The 19,896-nt window shown below is 58.5% G+C and carries 18 protein-coding genes; 6 read left to right on the top strand and 12 right to left on the bottom strand.

Annotated elements, in window-relative coordinates; translation table 11 throughout:
• Positions 1-7: 7 nt before the first annotated feature.
• Positions 8-1,882 carry a putative nucleotidyltransferase substrate binding domain-containing protein gene (locus tag QUE41_RS07775; RefSeq protein WP_286342306.1) on the bottom strand — a complete coding sequence of 625 codons (1,875 nt, stop codon included), beginning with the start codon at positions 1,880-1,882 and terminating at the stop codon, positions 8-10.
• Positions 1,883-2,033: 151 nt separating this feature from the next.
• Here QUE41_RS07775 and QUE41_RS07770 point away from each other — a divergent pair, with 151 nt between their 5' ends.
• From QUE41_RS07770 to QUE41_RS07755, 4 genes are all read left to right on the top strand, one after another.
• The gene (locus tag QUE41_RS07770; protein ID WP_286342305.1) at positions 2,034-2,459 is read left to right on the top strand and encodes a hypothetical protein; all 426 of its coding nucleotides are present in this window, start codon (positions 2,034-2,036) and stop codon (positions 2,457-2,459) included.
• A 150-nt stretch (positions 2,460-2,609) separates the two neighbouring features.
• Complete coding sequence (locus QUE41_RS07765; protein WP_286342304.1) at positions 2,610-3,626, top strand: Fe(3+) ABC transporter substrate-binding protein; 1,017 nt, start codon at positions 2,610-2,612, stop codon at positions 3,624-3,626.
• A gap of 8 nt (positions 3,627-3,634) precedes the next feature.
• Positions 3,635-5,275, top strand: a complete 1,641-nt coding sequence (locus QUE41_RS07760) for an ABC transporter permease (protein ID WP_286342303.1) — start codon at positions 3,635-3,637, stop codon at positions 5,273-5,275.
• 1 nt (position 5,276) lies between these two features.
• Positions 5,277-6,386 carry an ABC transporter ATP-binding protein gene (locus QUE41_RS07755; protein WP_286342302.1) on the top strand — a complete coding sequence of 370 codons (1,110 nt, stop codon included), beginning with the start codon at positions 5,277-5,279 and terminating at the stop codon, positions 6,384-6,386.
• Between the two features lie 41 nt (positions 6,387-6,427).
• Here QUE41_RS07755 and QUE41_RS07750 read toward each other — a convergent pair whose 3' ends face one another.
• Both QUE41_RS07750 and QUE41_RS07745 read right to left on the bottom strand, forming a co-directional pair.
• On the bottom strand, positions 6,428-7,651 hold the full coding sequence (locus tag QUE41_RS07750) for an HlyD family secretion protein (protein WP_286342301.1): 1,224 nt from the start codon (positions 7,649-7,651) through the stop codon (positions 6,428-6,430).
• Complete coding sequence (locus tag QUE41_RS07745) at positions 7,644-7,958, bottom strand: MFS transporter (protein WP_286342300.1); 315 nt, start codon at positions 7,956-7,958, stop codon at positions 7,644-7,646. The genes QUE41_RS07750 and QUE41_RS07745 overlap by 8 nt, the downstream gene beginning before the upstream one ends.
• A gap of 180 nt (positions 7,959-8,138) precedes the next feature.
• Here QUE41_RS07745 and QUE41_RS07740 point away from each other — a divergent pair, with 180 nt between their 5' ends.
• Both QUE41_RS07740 and QUE41_RS07735 read left to right on the top strand, forming a co-directional pair.
• A complete protein-coding gene (locus QUE41_RS07740) occupies positions 8,139-8,609 on the top strand; it encodes a GNAT family N-acetyltransferase (protein ID WP_286342299.1) in 471 nt (156 codons plus the stop codon).
• Between the two features lie 20 nt (positions 8,610-8,629).
• Positions 8,630-9,691 (top strand): NUDIX domain-containing protein, encoded by a 1,062-nt coding sequence (locus QUE41_RS07735; protein ID WP_286342298.1) that lies wholly within the window; start codon positions 8,630-8,632, stop codon positions 9,689-9,691.
• On the opposite strand, the gene QUE41_RS07730 is transcribed toward QUE41_RS07735, so the two are convergent.
• The 9 genes from QUE41_RS07730 to QUE41_RS07690 form a co-directional block, all read right to left on the bottom strand.
• Complete coding sequence (locus tag QUE41_RS07730) at positions 9,683-10,075, bottom strand: MAPEG family protein (RefSeq protein WP_286342297.1); 393 nt, start codon at positions 10,073-10,075, stop codon at positions 9,683-9,685. The two genes, QUE41_RS07735 and QUE41_RS07730, sit on opposite strands and share 9 nt — an antisense overlap.
• 21 nt (positions 10,076-10,096) lie before the next feature.
• Positions 10,097-10,486, bottom strand: coding sequence for a hypothetical protein (locus QUE41_RS07725; RefSeq protein ID WP_286342296.1), 390 nt, complete (start codon positions 10,484-10,486; stop codon positions 10,097-10,099).
• 157 nt (positions 10,487-10,643) lie between these two features.
• Entirely contained in the window at positions 10,644-11,180 is a 537-nt protein-coding gene (locus QUE41_RS07720; RefSeq protein ID WP_286342295.1) for a hypothetical protein, read from the bottom strand.
• 123 nt (positions 11,181-11,303) lie between these two features.
• Positions 11,304-12,329 (bottom strand): AraC family transcriptional regulator, encoded by a 1,026-nt coding sequence (locus QUE41_RS07715; RefSeq protein WP_286342294.1) that lies wholly within the window; start codon positions 12,327-12,329, stop codon positions 11,304-11,306.
• Between the two features lie 192 nt (positions 12,330-12,521).
• Positions 12,522-13,544 carry a helix-turn-helix domain-containing protein gene (locus QUE41_RS07710; protein ID WP_286342293.1) on the bottom strand — a complete coding sequence of 341 codons (1,023 nt, stop codon included), beginning with the start codon at positions 13,542-13,544 and terminating at the stop codon, positions 12,522-12,524.
• Between the two features lie 65 nt (positions 13,545-13,609).
• Complete coding sequence (gene fliB / locus QUE41_RS07705; protein ID WP_286342292.1) at positions 13,610-14,923, bottom strand: flagellin lysine-N-methylase; 1,314 nt, start codon at positions 14,921-14,923, stop codon at positions 13,610-13,612.
• Between the two features lie 112 nt (positions 14,924-15,035).
• Positions 15,036-15,851 carry a flagellin N-terminal helical domain-containing protein gene (locus QUE41_RS07700; RefSeq protein WP_286342291.1) on the bottom strand — a complete coding sequence of 272 codons (816 nt, stop codon included), beginning with the start codon at positions 15,849-15,851 and terminating at the stop codon, positions 15,036-15,038.
• A gap of 221 nt (positions 15,852-16,072) precedes the next feature.
• On the bottom strand, positions 16,073-18,169 hold the full coding sequence (locus tag QUE41_RS07695) for a S9 family peptidase (protein WP_286342290.1): 2,097 nt from the start codon (positions 18,167-18,169) through the stop codon (positions 16,073-16,075).
• A 79-nt stretch (positions 18,170-18,248) separates the two neighbouring features.
• Positions 18,249-19,775 carry a fumarate hydratase gene (locus tag QUE41_RS07690; RefSeq protein ID WP_286342289.1) on the bottom strand — a complete coding sequence of 509 codons (1,527 nt, stop codon included), beginning with the start codon at positions 19,773-19,775 and terminating at the stop codon, positions 18,249-18,251.
• Positions 19,776-19,896: the final 121 nt, after the last annotated feature.

Below are 19,896 nucleotides of genomic sequence, written 5' to 3'. Positions count from 1 at the left end.
GTGCTCCTTAAGCGAAACTGCTGGCCTGGTAGCGGTATTTTAGAAAGTTCTGAGCATTGCTCAGCACCTGGAAGGCGTCCTTGAGGTTACGCCGCTCAAAGTCCGACATGTTTTCCGGCTCGATGTTGTTGTCCGGCTCCTGGCCCAGTTCCACATCCCGTGCCTGGTGGCGGATGCGCACCATGGAGATAAACTCCATGGCGTCACGGATGTCCTCAGCTTTGCCCTTGGGCAGGATACCCGCGTCGATGATGTCATCCAGGCGCTCGAAGGAGTTTTGCGCCCGGGAGCCCACCGCCAGGGCATGGACCCGAATCAGATCCGCCAACGGCGCCGTGCCCCGGCGTTTGAGGTTGATGGAGTTGTTGTGGCGACCATCCTTCTCCATCACAAACTCCTTGAAGAAGCCCAGAGGCGGCGTGCGGTTCAGGGCGTTGCGTGCCAGGCAGGCGAGGAAGCGGTTGTTCTTACGAGCCCGGCGCACGATAAAGCCATTGAGCTGCTCGGCCCACTTCACCCGGCCATGCACCCCCTCCAGATCGAAGAAGATGGAGGAGTTGAGCAGCGCCTTGGGGTTGGGGTCGTCAATCCAGTCGGCGAAGCAGCTCTCCCACTCCTGGCGGGTCATGCGCCACATTGGGTTGGTGGCCATGATGCCGCCGGTACACCTGGGGTAGCCACACCTGTCCAGGGCATCACACACCCACTCGGACAGCGAGGTGAAATAATCACCGTGCAGCTCCTGGCGATACTCGTCGTCCAGTATGATGGCGTTGTCCTGATCGGTGACGATCAGCTGCTCGTCCCGGGCCATGGAGCCCAGCGCCAGGAAACAGTAAGGCACAGGCGGAGGGCCCATCAGCTCCTCGGCCAGCTCCAGGATGCGCTGCTTAAAGCTGCGGCCAATCACCGCCATGGCACTGCCCACCATATGGGCATTGGCATCCTCGTTGACCAGGCGCACAAAGCAGTCTTTCACCTGATGGGAAAGCTGCTCCAGCTCCTCCAGGCTCTGCTGCTTAAAGATGGAACTCACCAGCAGCAGGCTGTTCTGAGACTCGTAGCGAACGATGTCGGTCAGGGAGATGATCCCCAGAGGCTTGCTGCCCTTAACCACAGGCAGGTGATGGACGTTGTGCCTGAGCATGTAGAGCATCGCTTCATACACATAGGCGTTGTTGTCCAGGGTAATCACCTCGGTGCTCATCACCTCTGAGATGGGCAGGGTGATGTCCAGCCCGTGGGCCACCACCTTGCTGCAGAGATCCTTCTCGGTAATGATCCCCTGAAGCTGCTCCCCCTCATCCTCAACACTGTCGTTCCACACCAGCAGCGACGACAGGTTCTCTTCCGCCATCTTGGCCGCCGCCGCGTGAATACTGCATTTGCTCTCCACCCACACCGGATCGCCGCTGAGCAGGGTCACCACCTTGGAGGTGGTCATGTCATTGGTATCGAAGCCACTGGAGACCGCTTGCCTGAGCCGTACCGAGTTCTCCACCTCCACAAAGTCCGCGAAGGAATCGTACTCGTCGTTGAGACGATGAAACACCTCCTCGGGGATGCAGTAGAGCAGAGTGTCTTCGATGGCGGTGGCGGGAAAGCGCACCTTGTTGTGGGTCAGCAGACCCAATTGACCAAACACCCCGCCCTCATCCAGGCGGTTGTAGAGGTCGCCATTGCGACGATACAGCTCCACGGCGCCGCTGCGCACCACATAGAGATCGTGAATCTCCTGCCCCACCGCCAGGATCGCCTGAGACTCGCGCACATAGGCGATCTCGACCTGGGTGACCACCTCGCTGAGGATCTCCTCAGGCAGGTCATCAAAGGGGGGATACTGGGACAGAAATCCCTGAATCTCCAACAGTTCAGCGTTCATAGGCATGCTCATAGGGGACTATCCCCTAATCCTAACCGTCACGACCAGGATTCTCCAAGGGAAGAGCAAGCGAATGGCCAAAGCTGCAGCGACTTGTAGGCTGGCGCCCAATCAGGCAAGTTAAGACAAAACAGTTCCAAAGGAAGGGATCATGAGCAACGTATGGATAAGCAGGGCTTTTATTGCCTCCGGCATCGTCAACATTGCCGGGGTACTGCTGTTTTCCAAGGGCTTCACCAATGAGCTGCTGTGGCACTGGGATCCTGTACTCTTTACCCCCTTTGGCCTGGTGCTGATTATGCTCTGGGGCGGCGCCTACATCGCCGCCAGTCAGCGTCACCTGCAACTGCCCTGGCTGTCACTGATCTTTGCCGCAGAAAAGGCGCTTTATGTCGGTGCCTGGACTCTGTGGATGTCGAAACACGGTCAGCAGTTATCATCCATCTTCGAACAGGACTGGCTGACCGGGGTGTTCTTTACCATCTACGGTGCCAATGACGCCCTGTTTATGCTGGTGTTCCTGTTTGCCTTCTACCGATCCCGCCACCCCAGAGTCAAAGTTAACCAGATGACCTGACTGCCAAAGTCCATCGCAGTCCATCTCCACATTTTGGGTAAGCCATACCCTTGAGAGTTGGTAAGTGCTAACCTATTCTCGTTAATGGCAATCACTCTCATTACCCTTGTCATTGCCAGTCAATCTATTCGCCCTGAAGGAAACAACGACATGCAAAAGCTCCTGGCCCTCTCCCTGCTGATGCCCCTGGCTCTGACGCCGTCGCTGCTGCAGGCGGAGGAACTGAACATCTACTCCTCACGCAAGGAAGCGCTGATCAAACCTCTGCTGGACAAGTTTTCCGAGCAGAGTGGCATCAAGGTCAACCTGGTGACCGGCAAAGATGACGCCCTTATCACCCGACTGAAAAGAGAGGGCAACCGCTCTCCTGCAGACATACTGATCACCGCCGATGCCGGACGCCTGCATCGTGCCAAAGCCGGTGAGCTGTTGCAGCCTATGACCAACAGCGATGCCCTGAAGCAAGTCCCCGCTAACCTCAAAGACCAGGACAATCAATGGGTGGGGCTGACCATGCGTGCCCGTCCCATCTTCTACGTCAAAGGCAAGGTCTCCCCTGACGAACTCTCCACCTATGAGGCGCTGACCGACGCAAAATGGCAGGGCAGAATCTGCATCCGATCCTCGAGCAACATCTACAACCAATCGTTGATGGCGTCCCTGATTGATGCGGACGGTGCCGACAAGGCCCAGGCCTTCGCCACCGGACTGGTGACGAATATGGCAAGGCCGCCGGCCGGGGGCGACACCGACCAGCTGCGCGCCGCCGCGGCCGGTGTGTGCGACATCGCCATCGCCAACACCTACTACTACGGCCGCCTGGCCAACAGCGACGACGCCAGCAACCAGAAAGTGGTGCAACAACTGGGGCTATTCTGGCCGAACCAGGCCGATCGCGGCACCCATGTGAACGTCAGTGGCATTGGCATCACCCGCTCCGCCAAAAACCAGGAAGCCGCCGCCAAACTCATCGATTTTATGCTCACCGAGGAGGCGCAAAACTGGTACGCCCAGGTCAACAACGAATACCCGGTCCTGCCCGGTGTGTCAGCGTCGAAAGTGCTGGCCAGCTGGGGCGAGTTCAAGGCCGACGACATCAGCCTGAATCGTCTGGGCACCCTCAATCGTCAGGCGGTTGAGATCATGGACCGGGCAGGCTGGAAGTAGGTCCGTCCATGACCCTCTCCCGCGTCAATCCGCTGCTTGTGGGCGCCATCACCATCGCACTGGTGCTGATGGTGCCCCTGATGACCGTCACCGGCCAGAGCCTGGCGGGCTCTCTTGAGGTGTGGCGGCACCTGTGGCAGACGGTGCTGGGAGAGTACACGGTCAACTCTGCACTGTTGGCGATCGGTGTGGCCCTGCTGGTCACCCTTATCGGAGTGCCTACTGCCTGGCTTACCGCCCGCTGCAACTTCCCCGGCCGCCGCCTCCTGAGCCTGCTGCTGCTGATGCCGATGGCGATGCCCGCCTACATCATCGCCTACACCTACACGGGATTGCTGGATTATGCCGGACCGGTGCAGCAGTGGATCCGCGACCTCACCGGCCTGGGCTATGGCCAGTACTGGTTTTTTGAGATCCGTTCCCTGGGCGGCGCCATCGCCATGCTGTCACTGGTGCTCTACCCCTATGTCTATCTGATGAGCCGGGCCGCCTTTCTCTCCCTGTCCGATCGGATGATAGACACCAGCCGCAGCCTTGGGGTCTCCTCCCTGGGAGAGATGCGCCGGGTGATTCTGCCCCTGGCCCGTCCCGCCATCGTGGTGGGTGTGGCTCTGGCGCTGATGGAAACCCTGGCGGATTACGGCACCGTGGAGTATTTCGGTGTCCCTACCTTCACCACCGGCATATTCCGCACCTACTACGGCTTTGGCGATGGCAACGCCGCCGCCCAGTTGTCGCTGCTGCTGCTGGGGTTTGTGCTGATATTACTGACTCTGGAAACCCACTCCCGCCGAAGGGTGAAGTACTTTGCCAATGGCGATCCCCAGGGCCAGGTTCGCCGCAAGACGATCTCCGGTTACCCTGGCTGGCTGGCCGCTCTGGTGTGTCTGGTGCCACCGTCCCTTGGCTTCCTGTTACCCGCAGCCCTGCTGCTGCGCTGGAGCCTTGTCAGCGATGAGGCCGCCACCAGCCAGTTTTGGACACTGGCCTGGAACTCCTTCTCCCTGGCCGCCATGGCCGCCCTGCTCTCTCTGACTCTGGCGCTGATCCTGGCCTATGCCCTGAGAGCCCAACACCGCAGGTTAACCCGGCTCTCTGTCAGGCTGGCGTCTTTGGGTTACGCCCTTCCCGGCACCATAGTCGCCATCGGCGTGCTCAGCGCCCTGACCTGGGTGGATCATCATCTGGTGGCCGGAGTGGAAACCGCCCTGGCCCGCATGGGATGGACGGTGGATCTGGGACTGCTGTTCTCCGGATCACTGGCCGCACTGCTGTTCGCCTATGCGGTGCGTTTTATGGCAGTCTCCATTGGCGCGGTACACAGCGGCCTGCAGAGCATACAGCCCAGCCTGGACCACAGCGCCAGATCTTTGGGCAGCAGCCCGGGGCAGGTCCTGTGGAAAATTCATCTGCCGCTGCTGCGACGCAGTGCCCTGACCGCCCTGTTGATAGTGTTTGTGGATGTGCTCAAGGAGCTGCCTGCGACTTTGATGCTCAGGCCCTTCAACTTCAACACCCTGGCGGTGCGAGCCTTCGAGCTTGCCTCTGACGAGCGCCTCATCGATGCGGCGCCCGCGTCACTGATGATCGTCGCCGTGGGGATCATCCCGGTGATCCTACTGAACAAATCCATTACGGAGGCCCACTGATATGCTGGCTCACACCAAACGTACCGCCCTGACCGGCCTCCAGGCGCCCTCCTCGCCCCCCAAAGTGGTTCAGCTCAGGGCCACAGGGGTCAGCGCCGGCTACAGCGGCACCCCGGTGATTCATCAGGTCAATCTGGAGCTGTTCAAGGGAGAGATCGCCTGCCTGCTGGGTCCCAGTGGTTGTGGCAAATCCACTCTGCTCAAAGCGATCGCCGGCTTCCAGCCCCTAATGGCCGGGGAACTATGGATGGAGCAGCGGCTGCTCTCCTCCACCCGGGAACAACTGCCACCGGAGCAGCGCAACATCGGCATGGTGTTTCAGGACATCGCCCTGTTCCCCCATCTGACCGTGGCCCAGAACATCGCCTATGGGCTCCATCGCCAGCCCAAGGCAGAACAACGGCCGAGGATCGACGAACTGCTCAGCCTGATTCGCCTGGAGGGGCACGGCGATCGCTACCCCCACGAGCTCTCCGGCGGACAGCAACAGCGGGTGGCCCTGGCAAGGGCCCTGGCCCCCAAGCCGGATCTGCTGCTGTTGGATGAGCCCTTCTCCGGGCTCGACGCTCACCTCAAGGAGGAGCTGGTGCCCGAAGTTCGGCGCATCCTGAGTCAGGAGGGGATCACCGCCCTGCTGGTCACCCACGACCAGCAGGAAGCATTCTCCATCGCCGACCGGGTGGCAGTGGTGCATCAGGGTCATATCGAACAGTGGGACACCCCTTACGCCATCTACCACAAACCCGCCACCCGCTTTGTGGCCAGTTTTGTCGGTCAGGGGAGACTGATAAAAGCCCAGGCCCTGGCCAACCACAGAGTGCAGACGGCGCTGAGTTCCGCCCCCTGGAATCAGCAGCACAATTTCGCGCCACACACCCCGCTGGAGATGCTGATTCGCCCAACGGACCTGCGCATCGACGACGAGGGCGAACTCAAGGCCAGGATCACCGCCAGGCAGTTTCGCGGCGCCGGGTCTCTGTATGAGGTGGAGCTGGCCAGTGGCGAGCGGGTACTGTGCACCAGTGCTTCCATGGAACATCAGGTGGGCCAGTTCGTGGGGCTGACGCTGCAGATGAAGGACGCGGCCCTGTTTGAAGCTGTGGCCGACTAGGGGCAACTCATACGAAAACGGCTCCCGAGGGAGCCGTTTGGTTACATGGAGTAGAAATAGTAGATCTGCGACTTCATGCGGATGATGATCCCGCGGATTACATCCAGGAAGTTGAGGAAAGCGATGGGCTTTTCACCGCTGACCCAAGCCAGTCCCACAGACCCCACCGGGATGTTGGTCCCTTCCGGCTCGTGAATCTTCAACCTGACAAAGTGGTGCTTGTTCTGCACATTGGCGCCCGTGGTCTGCCTCACTGACTCCTCCCGGCCAATCAGGTTCCCCTGGGATTCCCCGGTGGCCTTGACGATGCCGGTCACCTCGGCGCGAAAGATGGTGCCCGGGTAGATGGCGGACGCAAACTCGGCGCTCTGACCCACCTTGAGATTACGCATCGCCTGATGATTAACCCGCATCAGCACGTACTTCTCGCTGGTGAACATGTTGATTCTGGCCACCGCGCCGATGTATTGCCCGGGGCGCAGGATGAAGTTGGTCATGAAGCCGTCCGCCGGGGCATACACCTTGGTGGACTCCAGGTTCCAGCTGTCCTGGGACACCTTCTGGCGAGCCACCTCCACCTCGGCAGCGGTGGATTGCACCGACAGACGCTGCTTGTCGACGCTCAGACGCTTCTTGTCGGCGCTGGCCTGGTTACGCTCGATGGCCGCCTCCAGGGCCACCACCTTGGCCCTGGCACTCTCTACCTTGTTCTTCTGCTCATCCAGCAAGCTCTCGGTCACCGACTGGGGCACCACCCGGTTCTGCTCGTTAAAGCGGGTCAATTGCGAGCGCTTCCAGCTGAGATCCTCTTCGGCGGCCACCAGATCGTTCTGGCTGATCTCAATGTCCTTCTGAGCCTCACGGAACTCCGCTTCGGCAATGGCGACGCCCTCTTTGGCCACGGCCAGAGACGCCTGCTTGGCCTTGAGGCTGGCCTCTGAGCTGGCCAGGGCGATGCGATAGGGCTCATCGTCCAGCTCATAGATCAGCTGCCCCTCGGTAACGTACTGGTTGGGCTCCACGTGCAGCGCCTTTACCTTGCCCTTGATCTGGGTATTGCCGGGACGAAGCTGAACGTGGGGCGATTGCACCAAAGAGCCACCGGACAGATCCATGGGGGTGTAGTTCAGCAGCCCCACCCAGACAAACAGCAACCAACCGGCCCCGCCCAGATAAGAGAAGCCCTTGGTGTAAGTGTTCCAGGGCATGCCCACCAGCCTGAGCAGGTAGATAAACAGGGCCCATACCGCCAATCCCTCAAGCATGATCACCTCCCTGGGCGGGTTCACGCCAGATATCACGGATGCGCCTCAGTGCCGCCTCCCCGTCCACAAAGGCGAGGATCACCGCCAACACCCAGACCCAGTGCCAGACGAAGCCTATCCAGGTGAGGACGGTAATCAGCCCCAACTGATGATGCTTGCGATTGTGGGCCTGGCTGATGGGCAGTTCATGCAGCTTCCAAAACCCATACAGGGCCGCGGCCACCGTTCCGACCATCACCACGGCCGCCACCACATGCAGCGCGGTGTCTGCGCCGGTGCCGACAAAGGGGGTACTGATTAAACTCATTTTTTTACTCACCTCACTGATCTGTTGCCGCCCGGCTAGAGGACGAATCCGATTTCGGAAACACATGTTACATTTTGTTTCTGAACCCGCTCTTAACTGAACGACCGCTTCCTGAACAAGGGCTAAACCAGAAGGGATACGTGTTATAACAACTCAATGAGGCGATGCCAGGAAGAGGATATGACCGGGATACGAAAGGCAAATGCGGACGACGCAAAGGGGCTGTGGCAACTGCGCATCGACGCCATCAATGGCCAGTGCCGGGGCCATTACAGCGATGACGCCATGGACAGGTGGACCGAGGGCCAGTGCACCCAGGCGTTCGCCGACCAGGTCAGTAACGCCTTCTACCTGTTGGAACACCATGGCCGCCCCCTGGTCTGCGGTGCCATCATAGACGGCCAGGTAGAGGGGCTGTTTGTCTCTCCCCAACACGCCGGTTGTGGACTGGGTAAGCGGATGCTGAAACATTTAGAGGCGGTGGCCAGGCAACAGGGCCTGACCAGGCTGACCCTGGAGTCCACCCTCAATGCCGCCCCCTTCTACCGCAGTCAGGGGTACCAGGGCGAGCGGATCGCTCACTATCAGAGCCCAAGAGGCTTCACCCTGGATTGCATCCCCATGGAGAAACTTTTACTCTCTCCCTCCTGATTTTTGCAGTCCGAGTTTCCATGTCCACTGACATCAGTTTTTTCAACTGGACCCCCAGTACCCCTCACGCCATGGCCTACGTGGTGATCGTTACCCGTCATCAGGGCCGCTGGTTGCTGGTCCGCCACCATCAACGCAGCAGCTGGGAGTTGCCAGGGGGCAAGATTGAGCCGGGAGAAAGCCCTCTGGAGGCCGCCCACCGAGAGCTCAGGGAGGAAACCGGCGCACAGAAATACCGATTGCACGCCGTAGAGGGCTATCGGGTGACGCAACCCGGGCTCAGCGGTGAGGGCCTGCTCTGCTTTGCCGAAGTGGACACTCTCGAGCCACTCTCCCCCCTGTCGGAGATCGCCGAAGTGGCCCCCATGGACACCCTGCCTGAGGATCTGACCTGGGCCGAGATTCAGCCGGTGCTGTTTCGCCATGTCACCGGCCGCCTGTCACTGCTGAGCAAACTCGGAGGCTACCAGCATGTGGTCTGGGACTGGAATGGCACCCTGGTTAATGACGCGCCGTTGGCGGTGGAGATCGTCAACCAGTTGATGACCACCCAGAGTTTGGGGAGCACGGATCTGGCCAGCTACCGTCGGGACTTTTGTCACCCGGTCATCGATTACTACCGCAACCTGGGCTTTGACTTTGAGCGCCTGCCCTTCGACCAGCTGTGCAACGAATTTGGCCGACACTACAGCGCCGCCAGAGAGCGCCTGCAGCTGCACCCGGGCAGCCGGTTTCTGCTGGGAGGCCTAGCCGGTCAATCGACCCAGTCTCTGCTCTCCGCCAGCTCTCAAACGGTATTGGAGCAGTGCCTCAACCACCATGGCATCGCCTCTCTGTTCGACCACATCTACGGCCTGCCGGACAACCAGGCAAGGTGTAAAATCGACCGGGGACGGGAGCTGCTGGCGGCCACAGGCATTCTGGCCAAGAACACCATACTGGTGGGCGATACGGATCATGATCTGGAGGTGGCGGACGCTCTGGGCATAGAGCTGCTGCTGATAGGCGATGGTCACCAGTGCGCCAGCAAACTGGCGCAGATGCACCATCAGGTGCTCAGCGGATGGCACGCACTAGGTTAATACCAGCCACAGGTTGAGGCCGGCCAGGGTCAGGGTGGCCAGCCAGGTGATCAGGGTGCCGAGGAAACGCCCTTTATGATAGCCGCCGCCCCCCTGGGTCAGCCCCCAGGGGTGGAGCACTCTGGCAATGATCCAGGACACACCGCACAGGTGCAGCAGGGTTGAATTCGCGCCGTTGAGCTCTGCTGTGGCCAGCATCAGCAGCACCAGGGGAGCATACTCCAGCATGTTGCCGTGACAGCGCACGCAGATTGTCAGCTCTTTATCCTGCCCTGTGCCCACGCCAATCTTTCTGCTGCGCCGCAGCCGCACCACCCGAAAGGCCAACACCAGAGCCAATACAGCAGTCAAAGACAAGTACAGGGCAGTGATCTCTACAGACATGACGTCCTCCGGAGAATCGGGTTAACGCTCATGGAACTGGCGGTGATCCACCAGACGGTAAAACGCCAAGGTCATTCTCAGTGCTCCCCACAGCCACAGCATGGCCATGGGCCACCAGGACTCGAAATACCACACCAGGCCGGCACCGGCAGGCACCGCAAAGGCACTGAGCATCAGCACAAAGATGATGTTGTCGAAGTGGTCTTCCCACAAGGTTTGCGACGCTTCCCGCTTCTTCAGCACCCCCCAGCCGCCGCCACAAAGCCACAGAATGAGAGAGAAGAAGAAAAACCAGCTGTGCAGAACCCCGACCAGGGAGATCACCAGGGCAGCGCACATCAACAGATAGCAGATCTGGGCATCAAGGCGTGCCATATCATTGCGCTGAGGGAAGGGCAGCAAATCGTCCATTGATTCCTGCTCACGGACTGACATAGAACCTCCTTGTCATGTCTGTCAGTTGTGCATATTCATTCAACGAAGATAGGCGCGAGCCTGCGTCAAGGCAATAGTTATTTCAAAATATTTAATAAAATTTAATAAGTTGTGTGAGTTCATGCAGAGTGAACTACAGCTCAACCTTCTCACCTGGGCGCTTGCCACCGCTTCGGTATAGCACCTCTACATAGGCGTCCACCAAGCGGGTCATCGCAGCTTCCTGAAGCGAAGGCGTGGGTATCATGGTGACCGCCAGGGCAGCGTACTCCATGTGCCTGGCCACCTCAATTGCCCGCTCCACCACCTGTCTGAGCAGTTGGCTGCGCATCCGCTCAGACTCAATCTGCTGCGCCGCCAGCAGCGCCATATTGAAATCATCGGCCTCCAGGGCCGCCTCAACCACCTCAATCAGGGCCATTTGACGCTGACTGCCCTTATGGCCCAGGGCGCTGTGATACATGCCATAGATCCAGCGGCACTCACCGCTGTAGATCTCCAGGTTAAGACTCAGCTGGGGTGTGGCCTCATCACCCAGGATGAGCGTCTCCATCACCTGAGCACTCTGACTGACCTCACCCTGAGTTGAGTCAAAGGTCTGATAGACGCCAATCATCCCCAAGGCAATCACGGATGCCCCCAACAACGTCTGACCCAGCTTTCTCTTCACGCACCCAGCCCATAAAGAAACTACTAATATTAGCGATTCTACAAAGCCAAGTGTGGTCTAGCAAATTTCCCCTAGTTTTATCCAAACAAACGAAAAGTGACTGACACTCAATAGTCCACAAATCTAATGCAGAGGGGTCTGACGGCGGCGATACTGGCTGGGAGTCTCCCCTTGCCAGCGCTTGAAGGCCTTACAGAAATTACTCTGATCCTGAAAACCCAGTTGGCGGGCGATCTCAGCCAGAGACAGGTCATGACGGCACAGATGGTGACACGCCAGCTCACGGCGTACCTGCTCCAGTAGCTGGCTGAAGCTGTAACCCTGCTGCTTCAGGCGCCGCTGGAGGTGCCTGGGGGTAATGGCGAGTTCTTGGGCCACCAACTGCTGATGAGGCTCGCCCCCGGACAGGTGTTTGGTGATAAGCCCGGTGACTCGATTGACGATGCTCTGCTTGCCCAGTTGCGCCAGCTCATCCAGAGCCAGTGACTCACTGGCCTGGGCCAGTGCAGGGTTCCAGAAGGGGTTCTGCTGCTTGGTGGCCAGCCGGTCAAACACCACACTGTCCCGGGCACAGCCATAAATGATGTTACAGGGCAACAAAGAGGCCAGGTACTGGGCCCCCTCCTGCCCCGGATGGGCACGGTTGAGCTCGATGCGGCGAATGCTCTTCCTGTCTACCACCCCCTGCTCCATCATGGTCAGCACCGGCAGCAGCGCCAGATTCAGCCCGGCATCGGAGAACCCCATCCCCTCCTCCTCGGTCAGCTCATAAACCAGACGAAGATCCCGGCTGTCCTCCTCCAGGGTCAGGTCCACCGCATCGCACACCAGATGGCTGATGCGACACATACGCCGGCACGCTTCCTCCATATCCCGGCTGGTGATCATCGCCGTCAACATGGTGTCGCCCCTGAGCTGGTCGCCCCAGCGGGACAGCATCAGCCCCATATAGGGGTTACCGGTCAGCTTGGAGGCCTCGACCCACAGTGCCCTCACCTGATCGACACACAGGCGGGCTCCGGGGAGCCCCAAAGGCTCAGCCACTATACCCACTTTCTTGAGAATAGGATCCGGGTCATGGCCGGCGGAGTGCAGGTAGTTAAGCAGAGGCCGAATCCATGCGGCCAGCAGTGTTCCTTGTGTTCTCATCTCTCATCCTTGATATGGCGCCCAGCGCCGCAGCCAGCAGTTCCCGTCGCCGGTTTGCTGTTAACTTGCCGAGTTCATTTCTCTGGTGCAAGAGACCGAGTAAAGGCTTACAGAATTTCACCGACAACCTAATTTTATAACTGCATGTTATATCTTATGATTTCGTGAATCGTTGTCAGAGGTCATACCACTTTAGAGATGGCGCTCCCTGAACTCGGCCGGAGTCACTCCGACCCAGCGCCGGAAGCTTCGGTAAAACACCGAGGGTTCGGAGTATCCCAGCGTCAGCGCCACTTCCGAGATGGACAGCTCACTGCCCAGCAGCAATTTGACCGCCCGGGCCCGGCGCACCCTGTCTTTGAGCTTATGAAACTGATGCCCCTCCCCCTTAAGGCGTCTGCCGAGCGTGGCCACACTGATATTGAACTGCGCCGCCACCTGCTCCTGAGACAGGCTTTCCAACTGCGAAGACTCCTCCAAATAGCGCTTTACCTGAAGGGCCAGTGAATCATCTGGGCGAAACAGTGTGAGCAAACGTTCGGGGGAGTTGGCCAGGAAGGCACTCAGGGTGTCGCTGGACTGCTTGATGGGCTTTTGCAACAGTGCTCTGGGAAACACCAACCGGGTAACGGGCGCTTCAAACTCGATGGGTGCCTGAAGCAAGGGCGCCAGAGACAAGTCGAATCGATCATCGGCAAAAGGCAGATCAACCCGGAGCAGAGGAATAGGCGCGTCAATCATCCAGGCGCTCCAGCGGTGCAGGATGACGCACAGGCTCAGCAGCAGGAAGGCCCGGTCACTCCCCTGCTCCCCCCCCAAAACGAAGCAGGCCTGCTCGCCCTCCTCCTCCAGGGTCCACTGGTACTCATCGGACAGCAGGCGAAAGAAGTCCCCGACCCGAATCAGGGCACGGCGCAGGTTCAGGCACCCTATGGTGGCGTGGCACATCATCCTGAAGCAGCCATCTCTCAAGGGGCGGGAGGCAAAACCTGAGGACTCATCATCCAGATGGTCCCACAAGCTGCGCAGCAGAACACTGAAACGCTCGGGGGAGAGCCCCTCCCCCATCAGCAGTCGCCGCTGGCTGCTGCCCACCACCGTCAGCAAGGTGTCCACCTCCACCCCTTTGGCCACGGCGCCTTCCAGAGCCGCCATCACCAGCGTGGCGTCGATGATCGCCGCAGACTGGAGACGTTCACTCACTCCCTGAGCCATCTTTCCCTCCTTAGACTGGAGGTTTTAGACTATCACAGCAGAACTGGGCAGGTGATAATGTCTCGTTACTTCAGCAACGCGAAGACCGCGGCAAGCTTGTCGGAAGCAGACTCTTCGAGGCATTTATCCAGCCTGTCGACAAACGCTGCGTTATGCTGTCGTTTCTTGGAGTAGGCAGAGAACAGGGCGACGGCAATATCCTTGTTTATCTCGCCACACTCCACAGCAATGCCTGCCATATAGCCCTCGATAAGCAGCAGATCCACCATTAGCACCTGAAAGAACTGAATCGGTTTGCGCTTAATGTACAGCAGAAACTGGTGATGGTAGATTTGGTACAGCAAAAAATTGAGCAGAAGCTGCGGATTCTGAGCGAAAAATGGTGCCAGTATCGGCCTGGCATCCTGAAGCAACTGCTCAAACGCCTGAGTCGATTCCGGTGCATGCTGACCGCTCTTCCAGGCATCACTCAACTCAGTCATCCCTTCAATGTCTTCACCCATCAACTTGGCCATCTGCCTGACCAGGGGCATCTGCAATCTCATGAAGCGCCGCTCTGAAGGCGTCAGACCAGAATAAGCCTCTTTCTCTCGTCGAATGCCGTCGGTGATATGTCCTACCTGGTGGGAAAAGATATTCCACTTATGCCCTTTCAGTTCCGGTAATGAGGCAAAGGCGTTCCTCAACGATCCATCTTCAGTAAGCCTCAGGTTCTGATGCAGAATAGCTTCAACCTTTAATGGATTTTCCAAATGAGGATCAACTTGATGATAAGTCAGTCCCAGAACAAACAGGCGCTCGGGTAACGTCAGATTCTGATTCAACAAAACATGAAAACTGAAATCCCTGAGGATACCAGCCCAAAGAGGGAGAGCGGATGATGGACTGCCTCCTCGTTTAAAATGACTCTTCAGAGAATCACTGGTTTCTACCTGGTTCATCACCATTGCATCAGGATCAAAAAGCACCGCGTCGGCAACTGCCGGGCAGGAGAGCGTCAGACTGAGCTCCAGTCGCTCCCCAAAATACTGGGGCATTCTAGGGTATTGCTGACAGGTCAGAGACAACGCCTTTTCGCCCAGTCGCTTATGGACCTCGCACCATCCTTTATCATCCAGCATGGGGCACAGACCACGGTTATCCAGGCGGATATAGCCATAAGAGCTGTCGGAGAGGCTCTCAGACGGCAAGCGCTTAAAGTGTTCCTTCGCCAAAACCTTGATGACATTATCCGGGGACTTTCTTGCTTCCTTGTATTTCTTTTTATCAAGGGTAATGGTCCAGGAGTGGCAACAGTTGGAGGGGCATTGATCGCCAATACAACGGAAGTTACGTACAAAAAGGGGTTCAAAAATCTGGGAGGCGTTTTCTGCAGACATTGTCAACTCATTCAATGACAGTGGTTTCCCTATCTGAAGCAAATTACTTGCCACAAAGTTCTAAGCATAAAAAAGCCGGGCTCTTGCCCGGCTTCGAACTAAGGAATGGCAGTTAGCCCAGCAAGCCCATAACCAGGTTGGTGTTCTGGTTGGCACGAGCCAGGATGTTGGTGCCAGACTGAACCAGCAATTGGTTCTTAGTCATGTTGGCACTCTCTGTAGCGAAGTCTGCATCCATGATGCGGCCAGCCGCAGCTTGGGTGTTCTGAGACACGTTAGCCAGGTTGTTGTTGGTGTGCTCCAGACGGTTGATGTTGGCACCCAGGTTGGATCGCAGAGTACCCACGTTCTTAACCAGAGTATCAATTTCAGCCATAGCCAGCTTGGCATTGGCCTGAGTATCCAGGTCTTTGGTAACCGCATCTTTAACTTTGGTGGTACCGGTATCCAGTTTCACTTCCAGCTCTTCGGAAGCGGAGGCACCAATCTGGAACTTAACGCCAGTGTTCAGAGTGGTAAACAGCTTGTTGCCAGCGTACTCGGTGCTGTCCTGAATACGGGTAATCTCTTTCTTCAGCTCGCCGAATTCTGCGTTCAGAGCAGACAGATCATCGGCAGAGTTCACGCCATTGGAGGCCTGAGTCGCCAGCTCTTTCATGCGCATGGCAATGTTGTTCACCTCGTCCAGAGCGCCGTCAGCGGTCTGCAGCATGGAAGTGGCATCGCCGATGTTACGCTGTGCGGTGTTCATGCCGGTAACGTTGGCGTTCAGACGGTTGGCAATCTGCAGACCAGCAGCATCGTCAGCAGCGGAGTTGATGCGCAGACCAGTGGACAGACGCTCCATGGCGCTGTTCAGGGAGTTGTTGCTGTTGCCAACAGAGTTCTGGGCAACCATGGAAGTGAAGTTAGTGTGTACTGAAAGCATTGGTTTATCTCCGTGAGATGCGTTGTGTACTGTCACAGAGAGATAGGCGCCCCATCCTTTGAAAAACTTAAAGAAATTTATCGATCAAAATTGAGCTCGCAATTAAAGCGTTGTTTTTAAGCATAAATTTACAGAAAGAGAATCCCCTGGCGACTGTGCCCATAGCACTGAAAGGATCAAAAAAGGCCACCCTTAGGTGGCCTCATCAGAATTGAGTCAGATTACTCCGCCTGAGTGCTCAGCATCTCCTGACGCAGGGCTTCATTGGCGTCCAACGCCTGCTCCTGGCCGGTGTGGCGCTTCATCCAGCCCAGCACTACGTCGTACCACTGCACCAGGTTGTCCGGATTGATGATCCAATGGTTTTCCTCATCGAACACCAGCAACTCGGAATCGATCCCCTTGCGCTGCAGTACGGTAAAGGCTGCCAGGCCCTGCTCCAGGGGTACACGATAGTCCTTGGCACCGTGAACCACCAGCATGGGGGTCTGCCACTTGTCGATGTGGTTTACCGGATTGAATTTCTCGTAGGTCTCGGTGGCTTCCCAGTAGCTGCCACCAAACTCGTGCTCAGGGAACCACAGCTCCTCGGTGACGTTGTAGAAGCTGCGCATGTCGAACAGACCGGCGTGGTTCACCAGGCACTTGAAGCCATCGTTCCAGTTGCCGGCAATCCAGTTCATCATGTAGCCACCGTAAGAGCCACCTGCGGCACAGGCGTTCTTGGTGTCCAGCCAGGGCTGCTGCTGGCCCACTGCGGCCAGGCCCTTCTGCAGGTCAACCAGTGGCTTGCCACCCCAGTCCAGGGAGATGGAGTCGGTGAACGCCTGGCCATAGCCGGTGGAGCCGTGGAAGTCGATCATCACCACACCAAAGCCGGCAGCCGCCCACAGCTGGGCGTTCCAGCGGCCATGCCAGCGGTTGCCGAAGCTGCCCTGAGGACCACCGTGCACCAGGAAGGCCACAGGGTACTTCTTGCCCTGCTCAAAGCCTGCTGGCTTGATCCAGTAACCGTATACGGTCTCGTTGTTCCAGCCCTTGAAGGAGAACTGCTGGAACTCGCCCAGGCCCTGCTTGTTGAGCAGATCCTTGTTGAGGTCGGTCAGGCGCTGCTTGCCACTGCCGTCCAGGCCCATCACATAGAGGTCGTTGGGACCGGACAGGTCGTTGTGGGTGTAGAACAGCTTGCCGTTGGTCACTTTCACCATGGCGTTGCTGCCCTCGGCCACCAGGGTGCGCTTGTCACCGAAGCGGACGTCCATGGCGTAGATGGCCACCTGACCCAGATCCTGGGCGCTCACGTACAGGGTATGGCTCTCTTCCGCAAAGGCGATGCCGCGGGCACTGCGGTCCCACAAGGGGGCCACTTCGCGGGTTTCGCCGGTCTGCAGATCCTTGAGCATCACGGCGAAACGATCCGCCTCGAAACCGGGACGCTTCATCGCGGCGTAGGCCATGTAACGGCCATCGTCGGAGAAGACCGGGTGGCTGTCCCAGGCCAGGTTGTCGGCGGTCAGGTTAACGGCCTCGCCGCCGGTGACCGGTACCTGCCACAGGTCGTAGTTGGTCTGCCAGGCCTGGTCGCGGCTGGGAGCCTTGGCACTGTAAACCACATGCTTGCCATCCGGCGTAAAGGAAACCTCCTCCATGCCGGAAAACGGCAGGGAGGGCACCTCGGTGTCCAGACCCGCGGTCACGTCCACAGGCTCGGACAGGGTGTTGCCCTCGAGCTTGGCCACAAACAGGTGGTTGCGCAGGCCGTCATTCCAGGTGTCCCAGTGACGCACCATCAGTTGGTCGTAGTGACGACCCTTCTGCTTGTTCTCTTTCTTGGCTTTCTGCTTGTCGGCGCTGCATTTCAGGTTGTCACAGTCGACGTTGACCCGCAGCTGCATCACCACCTGGCCGTTGTCATTGGACAGTTTGAAGCCATCGATGCCCAGAGGCAGATCAGAAACCTGAACCGCTTCACCGCCATCTAAAGGCAAGGCCCAGATCTGGCTGGAGCCGCTACGACCACTAAGGAAGTAGAGGGTCTTGCCATCTTTGGAAGCCACCAGGTTATGCTCGGTGCCCTTGTGGTTGGTCAGCTGACGGGCTTCGCCGCCCAGTTTCTGCAGGTAGAGATCGGAGCGGTAACCCTTGTCGGTCTTTTTCTTCACGCCATAAACCACCGCGTCACCACCGGGCAAAACCACGGTAGAGTGCAGCTTGCTCAGGGTGTTGAGCTGGTTCACATCGAAAGGTGCAGTCACCGGCTTGGCGATGGCCGACGCACAAAGCGTCAGGGCGGCGCCCAGCAGTAGGCTGTTTTTCATCGTTGCTATTCCCTTGAATGCGAAAGGCGGCCACAGGCCGCCAAGATCATTTTGGTGCCCTCCAGGGGCACCTGTGTTGTTATTTGCTGAGCTCGGCATCGAGCTCCTCAATCTTGGCCTGCCAGATAGCAGGGCCAGTCTGGTGCACGTTGCTGCCGGTGGAGTCCACCGCAACGGTCACCGGCATGTCTTGCACTTCGAACTCGTAGATCGCTTCCATGCCCAGCTCTTCGAAGGCCACCACACGCGCCTGTTTAATGGCCTTGGCCACCAGGTAAGCGGCACCGCCCACGGCCATCAGATAGGTGGCCTTGTGGTTGGCGATGCTGTCGACGGTAGCAGGGCCACGCTCGGCTTTGCCGATCATCCCCATCAGGCCAGTCTTCTCCAGCATCATGTCGGTGAACTTGTCCATGCGGGTAGCGGTTGTCGGACCGGCAGGACCCACCACTTCATCGCCCACGGCATCCACGGGGCCGACGTAGTAGATAAAGCGGCCACTGAAGTCCACGCCTTCAGGCAGGCCTTCGCCGGAATCCAGCAGATCCTTGATGCGCTTGTGGGCCGCATCACGACCGGTGAGAATTTTACCATTGAGCAGCAGGGTATCCCCCGCTTTCCAGCTGGTGGTCTCCTCCTTGGTGATGGTGTTGAGATCCACTCGCTTGACGTTGTCTCCCACCTCCCAGGTCACCTCCGGCCAATCCTCCAGCTTGGGGGTTGGCAACTGGGCAGCGCCGGAGCCATCCAGGGTGAAGTGTACATGGCGGGTGGCCGCACAGTTGGGGATCATCACCACAGGCTTGGAGGCCGCGTGGGTCGGCGCGCTCTTGATCTTGACGTCCAGCACCGTGGTGAGGCCGCCCAGACCCTGGGCACCAATACCCAGTTTGTTGGCGCGCTCGAAGATCTCCAGGCGCAATTTCTCTTCGGTGGTCTCGGCGCCGCGCGCCTTGAGCTCGTGGATGTCGATGTGCTCCATCAGAGACTCTTTGGCCATCACCGCCGCCTTCTCGGCGGTGCCGCCAATGCCGATGCCCAGCACCCCAGGAGGACACCAGCCCGCGCCCATGGTGGGCAGGGTCTTCTCGACCCAGGCGGCAATATCGTCGGAGGGGTTAAGCATCACCATCTTGGATTTGTTTTCAGAGCCACCGCCCTTGGCGGCCAAGAACACCTCGACCTGATCACCGGCCACCATATCGATGTGCACCACGGCGGGGGCGTTGTCTCTGGTGTTCTTTCGGGCACCGGCGGGGTCGGCCACAATGGAGGCCCGCAGCGGGTTGCTTTCATCGTTGTAGGCGCGGCGTACGCCCTCATCCACCATCTGCTGAACCGTCTGGTCAGAGTCCCACTGCACCTGCATGCCGATCTTCACGAAGCAGGTGACGATCCCGGTGTCCTGACACAGGGGGCGGTGCCCCTCGGCGGACATGCGGGAGTTGATCAGAATCTGGGCAATGGCGTCCTTGGCTGCCGGGTTGGCTTCCCGCTCATAGGCAGCGTTCATTGCGTCGACGAAATCTTTGGGGTGGTAATAAGAGATGTACTGTAGGGCATCAGCCACTGAGCTGATGAAGTCCTCTTTACTGATCACGGCCATTTTATTTTTACTCCACGGAGGCTTCCAGCCTCTTCTCACTATGCCTGTGTGGTTGTGAATCCGACCCATAATACCCTGAGCCAGCCCCACCTGACCAGTGGCGGAAGGTCTAGGGGCGGCT

The organism is Ferrimonas sp. YFM, from assembly GCF_030296015.1.
GTDB lineage: Bacteria > Pseudomonadota > Gammaproteobacteria > Enterobacterales > Shewanellaceae > Ferrimonas.
The sequence above is the reverse complement of the archived record's forward strand: the minus strand, read 5'-3'. Positions and strand labels throughout refer to the sequence as shown.